17 protein-coding genes and 1 pseudogene are annotated in these 16,166 nt (G+C 71.8%); 17 read left to right on the top strand and 1 reads right to left on the bottom strand.

Annotation, left to right across the window (positions count from 1 at the left end; genetic code table 11):
* The first annotated feature begins 37 nt into the window (after nt 1-37).
* Nucleotides 38-1,585 carry a signal recognition particle protein gene (gene ffh / locus ACFZDL_RS15455; RefSeq protein ID WP_353595343.1) on the top strand — a complete coding sequence of 516 codons (1,548 nt, stop codon included), beginning with the start codon at nt 38-40 and terminating at the stop codon, nt 1,583-1,585.
* A gap of 58 nt (nt 1,586-1,643) precedes the next feature.
* On the opposite strand, the gene ACFZDL_RS15450 is transcribed toward ffh, so the two are convergent.
* On the bottom strand, nt 1,644-2,585 hold the full coding sequence (locus ACFZDL_RS15450) for an SAM-dependent methyltransferase (RefSeq protein ID WP_353595342.1): 942 nt from the start codon (nt 2,583-2,585) through the stop codon (nt 1,644-1,646).
* Nucleotides 2,586-2,836: 251 nt separating this feature from the next.
* Between ACFZDL_RS15450 and proS the strand changes: the two genes are divergently transcribed.
* The 16 genes and pseudogenes from proS (at nt 2,837) to dprA (ending at nt 16,159) form a co-directional block, all read left to right on the top strand.
* Nucleotides 2,837-4,252 carry a proline--tRNA ligase gene (gene proS / locus ACFZDL_RS15445; protein ID WP_353595341.1) on the top strand — a complete coding sequence of 472 codons (1,416 nt, stop codon included), beginning with the start codon at nt 2,837-2,839 and terminating at the stop codon, nt 4,250-4,252.
* A gap of 241 nt (nt 4,253-4,493) precedes the next feature.
* Nucleotides 4,494-5,087, top strand: a complete 594-nt coding sequence (locus tag ACFZDL_RS15440; protein WP_353595340.1) for a hypothetical protein — start codon at nt 4,494-4,496, stop codon at nt 5,085-5,087.
* A gap of 155 nt (nt 5,088-5,242) precedes the next feature.
* Nucleotides 5,243-5,683: a 30S ribosomal protein S16 gene (gene rpsP / locus ACFZDL_RS15435; protein WP_353595339.1), complete on the top strand. Its 441-nt coding sequence runs from the start codon at nt 5,243-5,245 to the stop codon at nt 5,681-5,683.
* A 2-nt stretch (nt 5,684-5,685) separates the two neighbouring features.
* Nucleotides 5,686-5,925 (top strand): RNA-binding protein, encoded by a 240-nt coding sequence (locus ACFZDL_RS15430; RefSeq protein ID WP_005311361.1) that lies wholly within the window; start codon nt 5,686-5,688, stop codon nt 5,923-5,925.
* An 83-nt stretch (nt 5,926-6,008) separates the two neighbouring features.
* On the top strand, nt 6,009-6,569 hold the full coding sequence (rimM, locus tag ACFZDL_RS15425) for a ribosome maturation factor RimM (protein ID WP_353595338.1): 561 nt from the start codon (nt 6,009-6,011) through the stop codon (nt 6,567-6,569).
* On the top strand, nt 6,569-7,474 hold the full coding sequence (trmD, locus tag ACFZDL_RS15420; RefSeq protein ID WP_353595337.1) for a tRNA (guanosine(37)-N1)-methyltransferase TrmD: 906 nt from the start codon (nt 6,569-6,571) through the stop codon (nt 7,472-7,474). The genes rimM and trmD overlap by 1 nt, the downstream gene beginning before the upstream one ends.
* 129 nt (nt 7,475-7,603) lie before the next feature.
* On the top strand, nt 7,604-7,954 hold the full coding sequence (gene rplS / locus ACFZDL_RS15415; protein ID WP_014176061.1) for a 50S ribosomal protein L19: 351 nt from the start codon (nt 7,604-7,606) through the stop codon (nt 7,952-7,954).
* A 62-nt stretch (nt 7,955-8,016) separates the two neighbouring features.
* On the top strand, nt 8,017-8,802 hold the full coding sequence (gene lepB, locus ACFZDL_RS15410; protein WP_353595336.1) for a signal peptidase I: 786 nt from the start codon (nt 8,017-8,019) through the stop codon (nt 8,800-8,802).
* Nucleotides 8,795-9,568: pseudogene (lepB, locus tag ACFZDL_RS15405) on the top strand (signal peptidase I); the annotation flags it as partial. The gene lepB (ACFZDL_RS15410) and the pseudogene lepB (ACFZDL_RS15405), both read left to right, overlap by 8 nt.
* A gap of 352 nt (nt 9,569-9,920) precedes the next feature.
* A complete protein-coding gene (gene lepB / locus ACFZDL_RS15400) occupies nt 9,921-11,006 on the top strand; it encodes a signal peptidase I (protein WP_353595335.1) in 1,086 nt (361 codons plus the stop codon).
* A gap of 82 nt (nt 11,007-11,088) precedes the next feature.
* Nucleotides 11,089-11,847: a signal peptidase I gene (gene lepB / locus ACFZDL_RS15395; RefSeq protein WP_353595334.1), complete on the top strand. Its 759-nt coding sequence runs from the start codon at nt 11,089-11,091 to the stop codon at nt 11,845-11,847.
* Entirely contained in the window at nt 11,840-12,361 is a 522-nt protein-coding gene (locus ACFZDL_RS15390) for an NUDIX hydrolase (RefSeq protein ID WP_353595333.1), read from the top strand. Before lepB (ACFZDL_RS15395) ends, ACFZDL_RS15390 begins: the two co-directional genes overlap by 8 nt.
* Nucleotides 12,362-12,400: 39 nt before the next feature.
* Entirely contained in the window at nt 12,401-12,709 is a 309-nt protein-coding gene (locus ACFZDL_RS15385) for a DUF2469 domain-containing protein (RefSeq protein WP_004944840.1), read from the top strand.
* Nucleotides 12,710-12,792: 83 nt separating this feature from the next.
* Nucleotides 12,793-13,152, top strand: coding sequence for a YraN family protein (locus ACFZDL_RS15380; RefSeq protein WP_353595332.1), 360 nt, complete (start codon nt 12,793-12,795; stop codon nt 13,150-13,152).
* Nucleotides 13,152-14,777: a YifB family Mg chelatase-like AAA ATPase gene (locus tag ACFZDL_RS15375; RefSeq protein ID WP_353595331.1), complete on the top strand. Its 1,626-nt coding sequence runs from the start codon at nt 13,152-13,154 to the stop codon at nt 14,775-14,777. Before ACFZDL_RS15380 ends, ACFZDL_RS15375 begins: the two co-directional genes overlap by 1 nt.
* A gap of 200 nt (nt 14,778-14,977) precedes the next feature.
* Complete coding sequence (dprA, locus tag ACFZDL_RS15370) at nt 14,978-16,159, top strand: DNA-processing protein DprA (protein WP_391191228.1); 1,182 nt, start codon at nt 14,978-14,980, stop codon at nt 16,157-16,159.
* Nucleotides 16,160-16,166 lie beyond the last annotated feature (7 nt).

The following is a 16,166-nucleotide window of genomic DNA, read 5'->3' as shown; positions in this document are numbered from 1 at the left end:
GCCGACCCGACATCCGACCGAAGGATTCGCGACCACCGTGTTCGATACCCTCTCCGACCGCCTCGCAGCGACTTTCAAGAACCTCCGGGGCAAGGGCCGCCTCTCCGAGGCGGACATCGACGCCACGGCGCGTGAGATCCGTATCGCCCTGCTCGAAGCGGACGTCGCGCTTCCCGTCGTCCGGGCCTTCATCAAGCAGGTCAAGGAGCGGGCGCTCGGCGCCGAGGTCTCCCAGGCGCTGAACCCCGCCCAGCAGGTCATCAAGATCGTCAACGAGGAACTGGTCGGCATCCTCGGCGGTGAGACCCGCCGTCTGCGCTTCGCCAAGCAGCCGCCGACCGTGATCATGCTCGCCGGTCTGCAGGGTGCCGGTAAGACCACGCTCGCCGGAAAGCTCGGCCGGTGGCTGAAGGGGCAGGGCCACGCGCCGCTGCTGGTCGCCTGTGACCTTCAGCGCCCCAACGCCGTCAACCAGCTCTCGGTGGTCGCCGAGCGGGCCGGTGTCGCGGTCTTCGCCCCGGAGCCGGGCAACGGTGTGGGCGACCCGGTGAAGGTGGCCCAGGACTCGATCGAGTTCGCCACGACCAAGCAGTACGACGTGGTGATCGTCGACACCGCCGGCCGCCTCGGCATCGACCAGGAGCTGATGCAGCAGGCCGCGGACATCCGCGACGCGGTCCGCCCGGACGAGGTCCTCTTCGTCGTCGACGCGATGATCGGCCAGGACGCGGTGAACACCGCCGAGGCGTTCCGCGACGGCGTCGGCTTCGACGGCGTGGTGCTCTCCAAGCTCGACGGCGACGCGCGCGGCGGTGCCGCGCTGTCCATCGCGCATGTCACCGGCCGCCAGATCATGTTCGCCTCCAACGGCGAGAAGCTGGACGACTTCGACGCGTTCCACCCGGACCGCATGGCGTCCCGCATCCTGGGCATGGGCGACATGCTCAGCCTGATCGAGAAGGCCGAGCAGACCTTCAGCCAGCAAGAGGCCGAGAAGATGGCGGCCAAGCTGGCGAAGGGCCCCAAGGAGTTCACCCTCGACGACTTCCTGGCGCAGATGGAGCAGGTCCGCAAGATGGGCTCCATCTCCAAGCTGCTCGGCATGCTGCCGGGCATGGGCCAGATCAAGGACCAGATCAACAACCTCGACGAGCGGGACGTGGACCGCACCGCCGCGATCATCAAGTCGATGACGCCCGCCGAGCGCCAGGACCCGACCATCATCAACGGCTCGCGCCGCGCCCGTATCGCGCGCGGCTCCGGCGTCGAGGTCAGCGCGGTCAAGAACCTGGTGGAGCGGTTCTTCGACGCGCGCAAGATGATGTCGAAGGTGGCGCAGGGCGGGATGCCCGGCATGCCGGGGATGCCGGGCATGGGCGGCGCCGCCAAGCGCAAGGGCAAGCAGCAGAAGAAGGCCAAGGGGAAGCAGCGCTCCGGCAACCCGATGAAGCGCAAGGCCGAGGAGCAGGCCGCCGCGGCCCGGCGCGAGCAGGCCGGGCAGCCGGGCGGCGCGTTCGGCCTGCCCGCCGGCCAGGGCGGGCAGGACTTCGAACTGCCCGACGAGTTCAAGAAGTTCATGGGCTGAGCGGGGCGCGAGGGCCGGGCGGGCCGAGGGGCCCGCGGGCCCTCACACCCGAGTGCCTTTACGCCCGCGCGATCAGATAGCGCATCACGTTCTCCATCCACACCGTGCCGTCCTGGCGCCGGTACGGATGAAGGGCCTCCGCGATCTCCTTGCGCACCTGTGTGGCGTCCGTGGCCCGCTCCGCCGCGTCGAACAGCCCGGTCGACAGCAGCCCGCGCACCGCGCTGTCCACGTCCGCGTACCCGAAGGGGCAGGCCACCCGGCCCGAGCCGTCGAGCCGCAGCCCGGCCCGCTGGGCCAGGTGCTCCAGATCGTCCCGGCCGCACGGCTGCCAGCGCGCGGGGGAAGGGGTGCCTCCCAGCGGTGGCTGGGGGAGCATCGGGTCGCCGAGCCGCGCGCCCACGCGCAGCACCGTGGCGGTGTCGCACCGCTCGGGCGGGCCCCATCCGGCCAGGACGACCGGACTGCCGGGCTCGGCGAGGGCGGCGGCCGAGGCGAGCCGCTCCGGCAGAGCGCTTCCTGACCCGAGAGCCGACAGCGGTTCGAAGACGGTGACCATGGTGAAGCCGGCGCCGGCCCGCGCCGCGTTCCCGGCCCCCGCCGCCGTCAGGACGCTCCCCAGGCCGCCGTCCGCCAGACGGGCGAGGCGTACGGCGCCCCCCGGCGCGCCCGGCCGTGCGCCGCCCGGCCGCGCGCCGGGGCCCGCGAGCAGCCGCTCACAGGCGAGTTCCAGGCGCTCCTCGTCCGGGTCCACCCCGCAGACGGTGGCGCCGCGCGCCACCGCCATCAGAAGGGCCAGGCCCGAACCGCAGCCCAGGCCCAGCAGCCGGGTCCCGGAGCCGACCTCCAGCCGCTCGTACACGGCCTCGTACAGCGGCACCATCATCCGTTCCTGGATCTCCGCCCAGTCGCGGGCACGGGCGCGGGGTATCGCCGCGCCCGCCGCGGAGGGGGAGGAGAGGTACGGGGGAAGGTGCCGCCGTATGAGCGTAGATGTCATCGAAAGCGCCCCAATCCGACGAGAGCAGGCGTGAGCCCAGGAGACTGTTGCCACCGTTGTGCGCCGCGCGATCCACCCCCGTAGGCCAGGGAACTGCGCATCCGTCCGCGCGTCCAGAGCTTTCGCGGCCATGCTTGCGTGCCCCCGTTGTGCGCCCCCCTCTTCTTCCGGGGGCTCGATCCGGCCCTCGTCTTGATGCCCCCGCCAAATGAATTCACGGTTCCGCGCGCCGTCGCCGTACGATCGGCGCCATGGCGAAAGCTCCCGTTCTCACCCCCCAGGCGGAGGATTTTCCGCGCTGGTATCAGGATCTGATCAACAAGGCCGAACTGGCCGACAACGGTCCGGTGCGCGGCACCATGGTCATCCGACCGTACGGCTACGGGCTCTGGGAGCGGATGCAGCAGGACATGGACGCCCGCATCAAGGCCGAGGGCGTCCAGAACGCGTACTTCCCGCTCTTCATCCCGCAGTCGTATCTGACGAAGGAGGCGGAGCACGTCGAGGGGTTCGCCCCCGAACTCGCCATCGTCACGCACGGCGGCGGCAAGAAGCTCGAGGAGCCCGTGGTCGTCCGGCCCACATCCGAGACGATCATCAACGAGTACTTCGCGAAGTGGGTGCAGAGCTACCGCGATCTGCCGCTGCTGATCAACCAGTGGGCCAACGTGGTGCGTTGGGAGCTGCGGCCGCGGCTGTTCCTCCGTACGTCCGAGTTCCTGTGGCAGGAGGGCCACACCGCCCACGCCACGTACGAGGACGCCCGCGACTTCGCCGCCCGCATCCACCGGCACGTCTACGCCGACTTCATGGAGAACGTGCTGGCCATGGACGTGGTCCTGGGCCGGAAGACCGCCAAGGAGCGCTTCGCGGGCGCCATCAACACCCTCACGCTGGAGGGGATGATGGGCGACGGCAAGGCGCTGCAGCTGGGCACCAGCCATGAGCTGGGCCAGAACTTCGCCCGCGCCTTCAACACCCAGTTCCTGTCCAGGGAAGGCAAGCAGGAACTGGTCTGGCAGACCTCCTGGGGCTCCACCACCCGCATGGTGGGCGCGCTGGTGATGATGCACGGCGATGACAGCGGGCTGCGCATTCCGCCGCGGCTGGCTCCCGTGCAGGCCGTCGTGCTGGCCATCAAGGGGGACGAGGCGGTGCTGGCCAAGGTCCGCGAGATCGGCGACCGGCTCGCCGCGGCCGGGGTGCGGGTCCAGGTCGACGACCGGACCGACACCCCCTTCGGCCGCCGCGCCGTGGACTGGGAGCTCAAGGGCGTTCCGGTGCGGATCGAGGTCGGCCCGCGCGATCTGGAGGGCGGCACCGCGATGGTGGCGCGGCGGATCCCGGGCGGCAAGGAGCCGGTGCGGCTGGACGTCCTTCCCGACCTGCTGCCGAAGGTCCTGGAGGAGGACCAGGCGCTGCTGCTGCGCCAGGCGCGGGAGCGGCGCGAGGCCCGTACCTCGGATGTGCGGACCGTCGAGGAGGCCGCCGAGGCCGCGACGGCCGGCGGCTGGGCGCGGATCCGGTGGGCGGACCTCGGGCCGGAGGGCGAGGCGGCGCTCGCCGAGCAGGCCGTGTCCGTGCGCTGTCTGGTGGCCGAGGACGGGTCGGTGCCGGACGCCGATGACGCGCCCGGTAACGTCGCCTTTGTCGCGCGCGCCTACTGAGGCGGCCGCTGAAGCGCGCTCCGGCTGAGCGGAAGGCTGAAGCGCGCTCCGGCTGAGCGGAAGTCCGGGGGCGGCGGGGGCGGGCGTTACGTACCGCCTTGGTGCGGGGTGGGTGGCTCATCCACACATTTGCGCACCCGCCCTCCTCGGGACGCATCAGCGCTGAACTGACTGGTACGTGCAAATTATTTGTGATGCCCCGGAATCGGAACACCGGGCACTCCCCGCTCGTTATCACGACGTGAGCACGACACCACCTGTACTCGCCGCAGAGCTGGCGCAGGCGTGGGCCGATATTCAACGGCACCACCCCGAGCTGCCGGATCTCGCCGCGCCCGAATCGCTGATCGGAGAGTCGTCGTCCGCATGTGGCGCCGAGCTCTCCTTCGAACGGCTGCTGCACGAGGCAGTCCACGGCATCGCCGCGGCGCGAGGTGTCCGTGACACCTCGCGCGCCGGCCGCTACCACAACCGCCGCTTCCTGGCCATCGCCGAGGAGCTGGGCCTGGACCACTCCGATGAGCCGCACCCCAGCAGCGGCTTCTCGCTGGTCACCCTCAGCCCCGAGGCGAGAAGGCGCTATCGGACCACCATCGACCGGCTGCAGCGCGCCCTCAAGGCGCACACCGTCGCGACCGCCGCCGACACCGCCCGCACCTTCCGCGGGCCGGCCGCCCGGCACGGCTCGTCGGGCGGTGGGGTCCGGGTGAAGGCGGTGTGCGACTGCGGGCGCAATGTCCGCGTCGTCCCGTCGGTGCTGGCGCAGGCGCCGATCATGTGCGGGGGGTGCGGGAAGCCGTTCCGCATCCCGGAGCCGGTGGCCGCGGTCGGCTGACCTGTCACGGTGTGGCACAATGGTCCGCTGTACTCGACAGCCGACCAGGACCCCTCTCTCCTCCGGCTGACGCGTCCATCGGGCACTCGGGTACCGCAACCCCACGCGGCACTTCGCGGTGCTCAACCACGTCAAGACCAGGAGACACCACTCCCGTGGCAGTCAAGATCAAGCTGAAGCGTCTGGGCAAGATCCGTTCGCCTCACTACCGCATCGTCGTCGCCGACTCCCGGACCCGCCGTGACGGCCGGGCCATCGAGGAGATCGGGCTGTACCACCCGGTGCAGAACCCCTCGCGCATCGAGGTCGACTCGGAGCGCGCGCAGTACTGGCTGAGCGTCGGCGCGCAGCCGACCGAGCCGGTGCTCGCCATCCTGAAGGTCACCGGCGACTGGCAGAAGTTCAAGGGCCTGCCCGCCCCGGCCCCGATGCTCGTCGCCGAGCCGAAGGCCGACAAGCGCGCCCTGTTCGAGGCCGCCGCCAAGGACACCGGTGGCGAGGCGAAGGGTGAGGCCATCACCCCGAAGGCGAAGAAGTCCGAGAAGAAGTCGGACGAGGCGGCCGCTGACGCGGCGGCCGAGTCGACCGAGGCCTGAGGATGCTCGAGGAGGCCCTCGAGCACCTGGTGAAGGGCATCGTCGACAACCCCGACGACGTGCAGGTCGCCTCGCGCAACCTGCGGCGCGGGCGCGTGCTCGAGGTGCGGGTCCACCCCGACGACCTCGGCAAGGTGATCGGTCGTAACGGCCGCACCGCCCGCGCCCTGCGCACCGTCGTGGGCGCCATCGGCGGCCGTGGCATCCGCGTCGACCTCGTCGACGTGGACCAGGTTCGCTGAGCAGCGTCAAGAAGAGCACCGGCACGGGCCGGGGAGGGCTTTGGGCCGTCCCCGGCCCGTGTGTGTGAAGGGAACAGGGAACAGTGCAGTTGGTTGTGGCGCGGATCGGCCGCCCCCACGGCATCAAGGGCGAGGTCACCGTCGAGGTGCGCACCGACGAGCCGGAGCTGCGGCTCGCCCCGGGTGCCGTCCTGGCCACCGAGCCCGCCTCGGCCGGGCCGCTGACCATCGAGACCGGCCGGGTGCACAGCGGCCGGCTGCTGCTGCGCTTCGCGGGGTTCGCGGACCGTACGGCCGCCGAGTCGCTGCGCGGCACCCTCCTCATCGCGGAGGTCGACCCCGAGGAGACCCCCGAGGACCCCGATGAGTACTACGACCACCAGCTGATCGACCTGGACGTGGTCACGGTCGACGGCACCGAGATCGGCCGGATCGAGGAGATCTCCCATCTGCCGTACCAGGACCTGCTGATCGTCCGGCGGCCCGACGGCAGCGAGGTGATGGTCCCCTTCGTCTCCGAGGTGGTGCCGGAGATCGACCTCAAGGCGCAGCGCGCCGTGATCGACCCGCCGCCCGGCCTGCTCGACGAGACCGAGGCCGAGGTCGCCCGCGGCGAGGGCGGCGCCGAGCGCGGGGGCGCGTGATGCGGCTCGACGTCGTCACGATCTTCCCGGAGTACCTGGAGCCGCTCAACGTCTCGCTGGTCGGCAAGGCGCGCGCCCGCGGGCAGCTGGACGTACGCGTCCACGATCTGCGGACCTGGACGCACGACCGGCACAACACCGTCGACGACACCCCGTACGGCGGCGGGCCCGGCATGGTCATGAAGCCCGAGCCGTGGGGCGAGGCGCTGGACGAGATCATCGAGTCCGGGGCCGGCGGCGGTACGGAGGCCGGCGCGCCGGTGGCCGGTGCTGCGGGGATCGGCGAGCCGGGCGACGGCGCGCCGGCGGTCGGCGGGGAGGGGGCGGCGCGGCTGCCCGCACTGGTCGTACCCACCCCGAGCGGCCGCCCGTTCACCCAGGCGCTCGCCGTCGAGCTGGCCGAGCGCCCCTGGCTGGTCTTCGCCCCCGCCCGCTACGAGGGAATCGACCGCCGGGTGATCGACGAGTACGCCGAGCGCCTGGATGTGTACGAGATCTCCATCGGCGACTATGTGCTGGCCGGCGGGGAGGCCGCGGTCCTGGTGATCACTGAAGCCGTGGCCCGGCTGCTGCCCGGCGTGCTGGGCAACGCCGAGTCGCACCGCGACGACTCCTTCGCCCCCGGCGCGATGGCCGATCTGCTGGAGGGGCCCGTCTACACCAAGCCGCCGCAGTGGCGCGGCCGGGGCATCCCGGAAGTGCTGCTCAGCGGCCACCACGGCAAGATCGCGCGCTGGCGCAGGGACGAGGCGTTCCGCCGCACCAGCCGCAACCGGCCGGACCTCATCGAGCGCTGCGACCCGGAGGCGCTCGACAAGTACGACCGCAAGCTCCTGGTGGAACTGGGCTGGGAAGAACTTCCCGGGGGCCGATTTGGGCGGTCGGGTCCGGCCGTGGAAGAATAGGTCGCTGCTGTACGTCCGGCGTGCGCCCCTGCCACAGGGGGATCGACGCCCGCCCGACCAGACGGCACTCCCATCAACATCCGATATGCCGCTGATGACCTGTGGCATCAGCGAGGAGAGCAGACGATCATGTCTCACGTGCTCGACACCGTCGACGCCGCGTCGCTGCGCAGCGACATCCCGACCTTCCGCCCCGGCGACACGGTCAACGTCCACGTCCGCGTCATCGAGGGCAACCGCTCCCGTGTCCAGCAGTTCAAGGGCGTCGTCATCCGCCGCCAGGGCTCTGGCGTGCGCGAGAGCTTCACCGTCCGCAAGGTGAGCTTCAGCGTCGGCGTCGAGCGCACCTTCCCGGTGCACACCCCGATCGTCGAGAAGATCGAGGTCGTCACCCGCGGTGACGTCCGCCGCGCCAAGCTGTACTACCTGCGTGACCTCCGCGGCAAGGCCGCGAAGATCAAGGAAAAGCGCGACAACTGAGTTTTGCGCGACAACTGAGCTACTGACGGACGGCACAGGCGGGCCGGATAGGCTCTGGCCCGATGGAGACCGACGCACAGCTCTCGGAGCGCGACCGCTCCTCCCGCTCCCACGAGGGGCAGGAGGAGCGGTCGCGCTCTTCGCGTACGCGGCGGGGGCTCGGCCTGCTGACCGGGGGCGGCCCCTGGCGGCGGGCCGGCGTGCTCGCGGCGGTCTGCGTCGTCTTCGTCCTTCTGCTGAGCGCCTTCGTCGTACAGCCCTTCCTGATCCCCAGCGGATCGATGGAGGACACGTTTCGGCCCGGAGACCGGGTCCTGGTGAACAAGCTGGCGTACCGTTTCGGTGATACGCCGCGCCGCGGTGACGTCATCGTGTTCGACGGAACCGGGTCCTTCGTCCAGGAGGAGCCGTCCCAGAATCCGGTGGCGGCGCTGTTGCGCGGCGCGGCCGCGGCGGTCGGGCTGGCCGAACCCGCCGAGACCGACTACATCAAGCGTGTCGTGGGTGTGGGTGGTGACCGGGTCAGGTGCTGCGACAAGCGGGGGAGGATCGAGGTGAACGGGAAGCCGGTGGACGAGGACTACCTGTTTCCGGGGGATGCCCCGTCACAGGTCCCGTTCGACATCGTGGTGCCCGAGGGAAAGCTGTGGGTCATGGGGGACCACCGCAGTGATTCCAGGGACTCACGGGACCACCTCGGCGAACCGGGCGGAGGTACGGTCCCGGTCGACAAGGTGATCGGGCGTGCCGACTGGATCGGCTGGCCGGTCGGCCGCTGGAGCGGAGTGCACCGCCCGGCCGCCTTCGACCGCGTACCGGACCCGGCACCGGGCGGCGCGCATGGGTAACCGCGGACGGTCCCGGCACGGGACCCGCCGCCCCGGTCCCGGGCGCCTGGGCTCCGGCCGTCTGGGACCGGGCCACCAGGGCTCGGGCCCCGGCACTCCTGGCTACATCCCCGGCTCGGGCCCCGTGCACAGCGCGGACGCGCCGCGTACGGGGCCGCGTCTGGGCGGGCGTGCGGAGCGGCGCAAGGTCCAGCGCCGTATCAAGCGCAGACGGCGCCGTTCGGCCATGAAGGAGATCCCGATCCTGATCGGCGTGGCGCTGCTGATCGCCCTGGTGCTCAAGACCTTTCTGGTCCAGGCGTTCGTGATCCCGTCGGGCTCGATGGAGCAGACGATCAGGATCGGCGACCGGGTGCTCGTGGACAAACTCACACCGTGGTTCGGCTCGAAGCCGTCGCGCGGGGATGTGGTGGTGTTCAAGGACCCCGGAAACTGGCTCGAGGAGGAGCGGAAGCCGTCCAAGGGAGATCCGGTCGTCATCAAGCAGGCCAAGGAGTTCCTGACCTGGATCGGGCTCCTTCCGTCCTCGAACGAACAGGATCTGATCAAGCGGGTGGTCGGAGTCGGTGGCGACACGGTGGCCTGCTGTGACAAGAACGGTCGGGTGACCGTCAACGGCACGCCGCTGAACGAGCCGTATCTGCACCCGAACAATGTGCCCTCGGAGCGCCGGTTCAAGGTGACCGTCCCCCAGGGGCGAATCTTTGTGATGGGCGACCACCGGGCCAATTCGGCGGACTCCCGGGTCCATCTGGACGAGCCTGACCAGGGAACCGTCTCCGAGGACCTGGTCGTCGGCCGGGCCATCGTGATCGCGTGGCCCTTCGGTCACTGGCGGAGTCTCGAAGAACCTGAGACATATGCCTCAGTGAAGGACGCGCCGAGCGGGGCGACGCAGGCGCGCGGCTCGCCGCATAGGCTGTCCTTGGACCAGCAAGGGTTGGTCCAGCTCCCGACCCCTGCGGAACTCCCGCTCGTTATGGGAGTGGTGGGCCTGCGCCGTTCGTGGCGTGGGCGGCAGCGCGGCGTGAGGAGTGGATGTGGGGGATTTGGCGGTCGGCGCTCGATCCGGTCACGAAGAGCCCGAGAGGCAACCGGGGGGGAGCGAAGAGCCACCCGTGAACGGGGCGCGCGCGGCCGGTGCGCCTACGGGCGGGACCCCCGAGACGTCCGAGGCGCCGGGGGGCCCAGGTGCCAGGGACGCGGCGGCCGCCCCCGAAGGCGGTTCACCGGCCGCTCCCGGCTCCGCTGACTCTCCCGTCGCGCTCGGCAAGCCGGGTTCCTCGGCCTCTGCCGGCTCCTCGGGCTCTCCGGACCCCTCGGACCCCCCTGGAGCCGAGGGATCGCCGGGCGACAAGCCCGGCCAGGACGGAGAGGGCGGCGAGGGCGGTGACGGGGAGGGGAAGGACGGCGCCAAGGACGGTGCCAAGAAGCCGCGCTCGTTCTGGAGAGAGCTGCCGATCCTCGTCGGCATCGCGCTGTTGCTCGCCCTGCTGATCAAGACCTTCCTGGTCCAGGCGTTCTCCATCCCCTCCGACTCGATGCAGAACACGCTGCAGCGCGGCGACCGGGTGCTGGTGGACAAGCTGACCCCGTGGTTCGGCGCCGAGCCGGAGCGCGGCGAGGTCGTCGTCTTCCACGACCCGGGAGGCTGGCTCGGCGAGACCCAGAAGTCGGACTCGGGACCGCTCGCCGAGGGCGTCCAGCGGGTGCTCAGCTTCATCGGCCTGATGCCGTCCGCGGAGGAGAAGGACCTGATCAAGCGGGTCATCGCGGTCGGCGGGGACACGGTCGAGTGCCAGAAGGGCGGACCGGTCAAGGTCAACGGAAAGGCGCTGGACGAGAAGAGCTACATCTTCGACGGGAACACCGCCTGTGACGACAAGCCGTTCGGCCCGATCAAGGTGCCCAAGGGCCGGATCTGGGTGATGGGCGACCACCGCCAGGACTCCCTGGACTCGCGCTTCCACCAGAACCTGGACAACGGCACCGTCTCGGTCGACAAGGTCGTCGGGCGGGCCATCGTGATCGCCTGGCCGCTCGACCGCTGGTCGACCCTCCCCGTCCCCGGCACCTTCGACCAGCCGGGGCTGAACGCGGCGGCTTCCATGGCCCCCTCGGCGCTCGGGTTCGTGGGCGCGGTCCCGATCGTGCTGTGGCGCCGCCGGAGGCTCATCCGCAAGGCGCGGGAGGCGGCTGCCTGAGGTCCGTACCGCCGGGTAGGGTGCTAATCCCTTGGGCATGCGGACCTGATCGACGTCTGCTAGGTGAGGCAGGAGCACTGGAATGAGCGGAGCCCGGCAGGTCGGAAGGGGCGGCAGGGGGCTTGGAAGCGTCCTGTCCGGAGTGGCGGTCGCCGTCGGCTGTGTGCTCTTCCTGGGGTCCTTCGTCTGGGGCGCGCTGCTCTACAAGCCGTACACCGTCCCGACCGACTCGATGGCGCCGGCCATCGACCGGGGCGACCGCGTGCTGGCGCAGCGAATAGACGGCGACGAAGTGCGCCGCGGGGATGTGGTCGTCTTCAAGGACTCGGTCTGGGGCGATCTGCCGATGGTGAAGCGGGTCATCGGCATCGGCGGGGACACGGTCGCGTGCTGTGACAAGCAGGGTCGGCTGACGCTGAACGGCAAGCCCCTCGATGAACCGTATCTGCACTCCAAGGGGCTGGCCTCGCCCACCGTCTTCTCGGCGACGGTGCCCAAGGGGAAGCTGTTCCTGCTGGGCGACCACCGCGATGACTCCCTGGACTCCCGTGTGCACATGTCCGACGGCGCGGACGGGGCCGTCCCGCGCACCGCGGTGAGCGGCCGGGTGGACGCCACCGCCTGGCCGCCGGACCTGGGGATGCTGGAGCGGCCGCAGGCCTTCAAGGCGCTGCCGGGCGGGGTCTCGCAGCCGGGGCCGCTGCGGCTGATCCTGATCTCCGCCGTGGGCGGCGCGGTGCTCATCCTGGGTGGCGCGGCGTACGGGCCGCTTGCGCGCCGGATGGGGCGCGGCGGCAAGCGGGAAGGCGGGAGGAAGGCGGAGGTGGCGACGGGTGTCTGAGGGTGAGGGGACCGGCGAGGAGGGCCGGGGCGAGGGCCTGCGGAAGGTCTCCCGGGTGGTCCTGCTCGACCCGCGCGACCGGATTCTGCTGATCCACGGGTTCGAGCCCGAGGACCCGTCGATGACCTGGTGGTTCACCCCCGGCGGCGGCCTGGAGGGCGATGAGAGCCGGGAGCAGGCGGCGCGCCGGGAGCTGGCGGAGGAGACGGGGATCACGGACGTGGAGCTGGGGCCCGTGGTGTGGCGGCGGGTGTGCTCCTTCCCGTTCGACGGGCGCCGCTGGCACCAGGACGAGTGGTACTACCTGGCCCGTACGGAGCAGACCGCGATGTGGACCGGCGGACATACGGAGCTGGAGCGGCGCAGCGTCACGGGACTGCGGTGGTGGACGGTCGAGGAGCTGGCGCAGGCGCGGGAGCCGGTGTACCCGTCACGGCTCGTGGTGCTGTTGCGTAGGCTGCTCGACGAGGGACCCCCGACTGTGCCGGTGATCCTGGAGACTGAACGCGTCTGACGCACAATGGGGGGACGCACGGCTGAAGGGGAACATGCCATGAGCGCCGAGGACCTCGAGAAGTACGAGACCGAGATGGAGCTGAAGCTCTACCGGGAGTACCGAGATGTCGTCGGTCTGTTCAAGTACGTGATCGAGACTGAGCGGCGTTTCTATCTCACCAACGACTACGAGATGCAGGTGCACTCGGTGCAGGGTGAGGTGTTCTTTGAGGTCTCCATGGCCGACGCCTGGGTCTGGGACATGTACCGACCGGCCCGCTTCGTGAAACAAGTGCGCGTCCTGACGTTCAAGGACGTGAACATCGAGGAGCTGAACAAGAGCGATCTCGACCTTCCGAGTGGCTGAGTTGTCCACAACCGGTCGGTTGTCCACAAAGATCCAATAATCTGGCGCCGAGGCGTCACAGTCGGTGCCGGAGGTGGTGCCGAATGAACGCCCGAGGAGCGCTCGGACGCTACGGCGAGGATCTGGCGGCGCGTCGGCTGTCCGAGGCCGGGATGACCGTCCTGGAGCGGAACTGGCGGTGCCGGGACGGAGAGATCGACATCGTCGCCCTGGACGCCGGGGCGCTGGTGGTGTGCGAGGTCAAGACGCGCCGTGTCGGGGGCTACGAACATCCGATGGCGGCCGTCACCCCCGGCAAGGCCGACCGGCTGCGGCGGCTGGCCGAGCGCTGGCTGGAGCGCCACGGCGGCCCGCCGCCCGGCGGGGTGCGGATCGACCTGATCGGTGTGGTGCTGCCCGAGCGCGGCGCGCCGGTGGTCGAGCATGTGCGGGGGGTGGCCTGATGGGGTTCGCCCGCACCTGCTCGGTCGCGCTGGTCGGGGTCGAGGGCGTGGTGGTGGAGGTCCAGGCCGATCTGGAGCCGGGCGTCGCCACCTTCACCCTGGTCGGACTGCCCGACAAGAGCCTGGTCGAGAGCCGGGACCGGGTCCGCGCGGCCGTGGTGAACTCCGGCGCCGACTGGCCGCAGAAAAAACTCACGGTCGGGCTCAGCCCGGCGTCCGTCCCCAAGGGCGGCAGCGGCTTCGACCTGGCCGTGGCCTGCGCGGTGCTCGGGGCCGCCGAGCGCATCGACCCACGGGCCATCGCCGACCTGATGATGATCGGCGAGCTCGGACTGGACGGGCGGGTCCGCCCGGTGCGCGGGGTGCTGCCCGCGGTGCTCGCGGCCGCCGAGGCCGGATACCGGCAGGTGGTCGTCCCGGAGCAGACGGCGGCCGAGGCGTCGCTGGTGCCGGATGTCTCGGTGCTCGGCGTGCGGACCCTGCGCCAGCTGATCGCCGTGCTGACGGACGCACCGGTGCCCGACGAGGAGGAGCTGTCCGAGGAGGGCCGCCCCGACTCGATGCTCGCCGGGCTGAGCATGGCGGGCGCGGGCATGGGCGTCGGTGTGGCGGCCGGCGCGGGGGCGGCCGCCGACCGCCGCCCCGACCTGGCCGAGGTGGCCGGCCAGCGGGCCGCCCGCAAGGCCCTGGAGGTCGCTGCGGCCGGGAGCCACCATCTCTTCCTGGCCGGCCCGCCCGGCGCCGGCAAGACCATGCTCGCCGAGCGGCTTCCCGGCCTGCTGCCCCCGCTTACCCGGCGGGAGTCCCTGGAGGTGACCGCCGTCCACTCGGTGGCCGGGATCCTCCCGCCCGGACAGCCGCTGGTGGCCGCGCCGCCGTACTGCGCACCGCACCACTCGGCCACCATGGCCGCCCTGGTCGGCGGGGGAAACGGGCTACCGAGACCGGGCGCGGTCTCGCTCGCGCACCGGGGCGTGCTCTTTTTGGACGAGGCGCCCGAGTTCAGCGCGCAGGTGCTCGACGCGCTGCGCCAGCCCCTGGAGTCCGGCCATGTGGTGGTGGCCCGCTCGGCCGGCATGGTGCGCATGCCCGCGCGCTTTCTGCTCCTGCTGGCCGCCAACCCGTGCCCTTGTGGACGCCACTCCTACATCGGCGACGGCTGCGACTGCTCGCCCGCGATGGTCCGCCGCTATCAGGCGCGGCTCTCCGGGCCGCTGCTGGACCGGGTGGATCTGCGGGTCCGGGTCGAGGCGGTCAGCCGGGCCGAGCTCACCGGGGCCCTGGCCGCGGGGGAGAGCACCGCGGCCGTCGCGGCCCGGGTGTGCGAGGCGCGGGAGCGCGCCGCCGCGCGTTACGCCGACACCCCCTGGCGCACCAACAGCGAGGTGCCGGGCCATGAGCTGCGCACCCGCTGGTACGCGCGCTCCGGGGCGCTGCGGGAGGCCGAGCGCGACATGGAGCGCGGGCTGCTCACCGCCCGTGGCCTCGACCGTGTGCTGCGGGTCGCCTGGACCGTCGCGGATCTGGCGGGCCACGACCGGCCGGAGGCCGAGGACGTGGCGCAGGCGCTGCAGCTGCGCACCGGCGTCAGCCGTGGAGTTCCGGCCGGGGCGGTGGGGTTCTGATGGCTGGGCCACCGGAGGCCGGAGGACCGGTGTCAGGGGTCTCGGGCCCCGATCCCGGCGAGGCCGGGGCCGGAGGCGTGGCCGGGGGCCGGGAGGCGGCGGCCGGGGCCCGGGGCGAGGCCGGGGGTGTGTTCGTCGCCGGGGCTGCGACAGGGACGGGGCCAGGGGCCGGCTCGGGGTCCGGGCCGGGGACCGGGGGCGTGGCGGAGGAGGAGCGCCTGGCGCGGGCCGCGCTCACCCGGCTGGTGGAGCCCGGGGACGAGACGGTGGGGCGCTGGCTGCGCGAGCTGGGGCCGGTGGCGCTGCGGCGGGCGCTGTGCGGGGCCGGAAAGCCGCCGCCCGGGGCGAGCGCGGAGCGCATCGCCGGATGCCGGCTGCGGGCCGAGCGCATGGACCCCGCCCGGGACCTGGCCGTCGCCGCCGCCCGGGGTGGCAGGTTCGTATGCCCCGGCGACCTGGAGTGGCCCGGTCAGCTCGACGACCTGGGCGACGCCCGCCCGGTCGGGCTGTGGGTGCGCGGGCGGCCCTCGCTGCGGATGTGGGCGCTGCGCTCCGTCGCCGTGGTGGGCGCCCGGGCCTGCAGCGACTACGGCGCGCATGTCGCCGCGACCCTGGGGGCCGGGCTCGCCGAGCGGGGCTGGGTGGTGGTCTCCGGTGCGGCCCATGGGGTGGACGGCGCCGTGCACCGGGGCGCGCTGGCGGCCGCCGGGGCGACCATCGCCGTACTCGCCTCCGGCGTGGACATCCCCTACCCCCGGGGCCACGCCGAGTTGATCGAGCGCATCGCGGAACAGGGCCTGGTGCTGGCGGAGTTACCGCCCGGCGCGCATCCGACCCGCAGCCGCTTTGTGCTGCGCAACCGGGTCATCGCCGCGCTCACCCGCGGCACGGTCGTCGTCGAGGCCCAGTACCGCAGCGGGTCCCTGGTCACCGCGCGCCGGGCGCTCAAGCTCGGGCGGCACACCATGGGCGTGCCGGGCCCGGTCACCAGCGGGCTCTCCTCGGGCGTCCATGAACTGCTGCGCGGGGAGGCCGTTCTGGTCACCGACGCGGATGAAGTGGCCGAGCTGGTCGGCGGCATCGGGGAGCTCGCCCCCGCGCGGCGCGGGCCACTGGTGGAGCGGGACCTGCTCGATCCCGTGACGGCACGCGTCCTGGAAGCGTTGTCGGCACAGGGCGGCAGCGACGGACGCGAGGTCGCCCGGGACTCGGGGACGAGCTGCGAGGAAGCGCTGAGCCGGCTGTATGAGCTGCTCGCCCTGGGGTTTGTCGAACGTCATGGCGACCGCTGGGAGTTGGCCCCTGCGGCTCGCCGGAACGACGGCACACGGCGAGGCGATCCGCAGATTTGGGGCAATCGGGTGAAAGGGTTGAGGCGATGACCGTATC

Origin of the sequence: Streptomyces sp. NPDC007917 (assembly GCF_042959105.1) — a bacterium.
Classification (GTDB): Bacteria; Actinomycetota; Actinomycetes; order Streptomycetales; family Streptomycetaceae; genus Streptomyces.
This window is presented reverse-complemented; position numbering and strand designations above follow the sequence as displayed.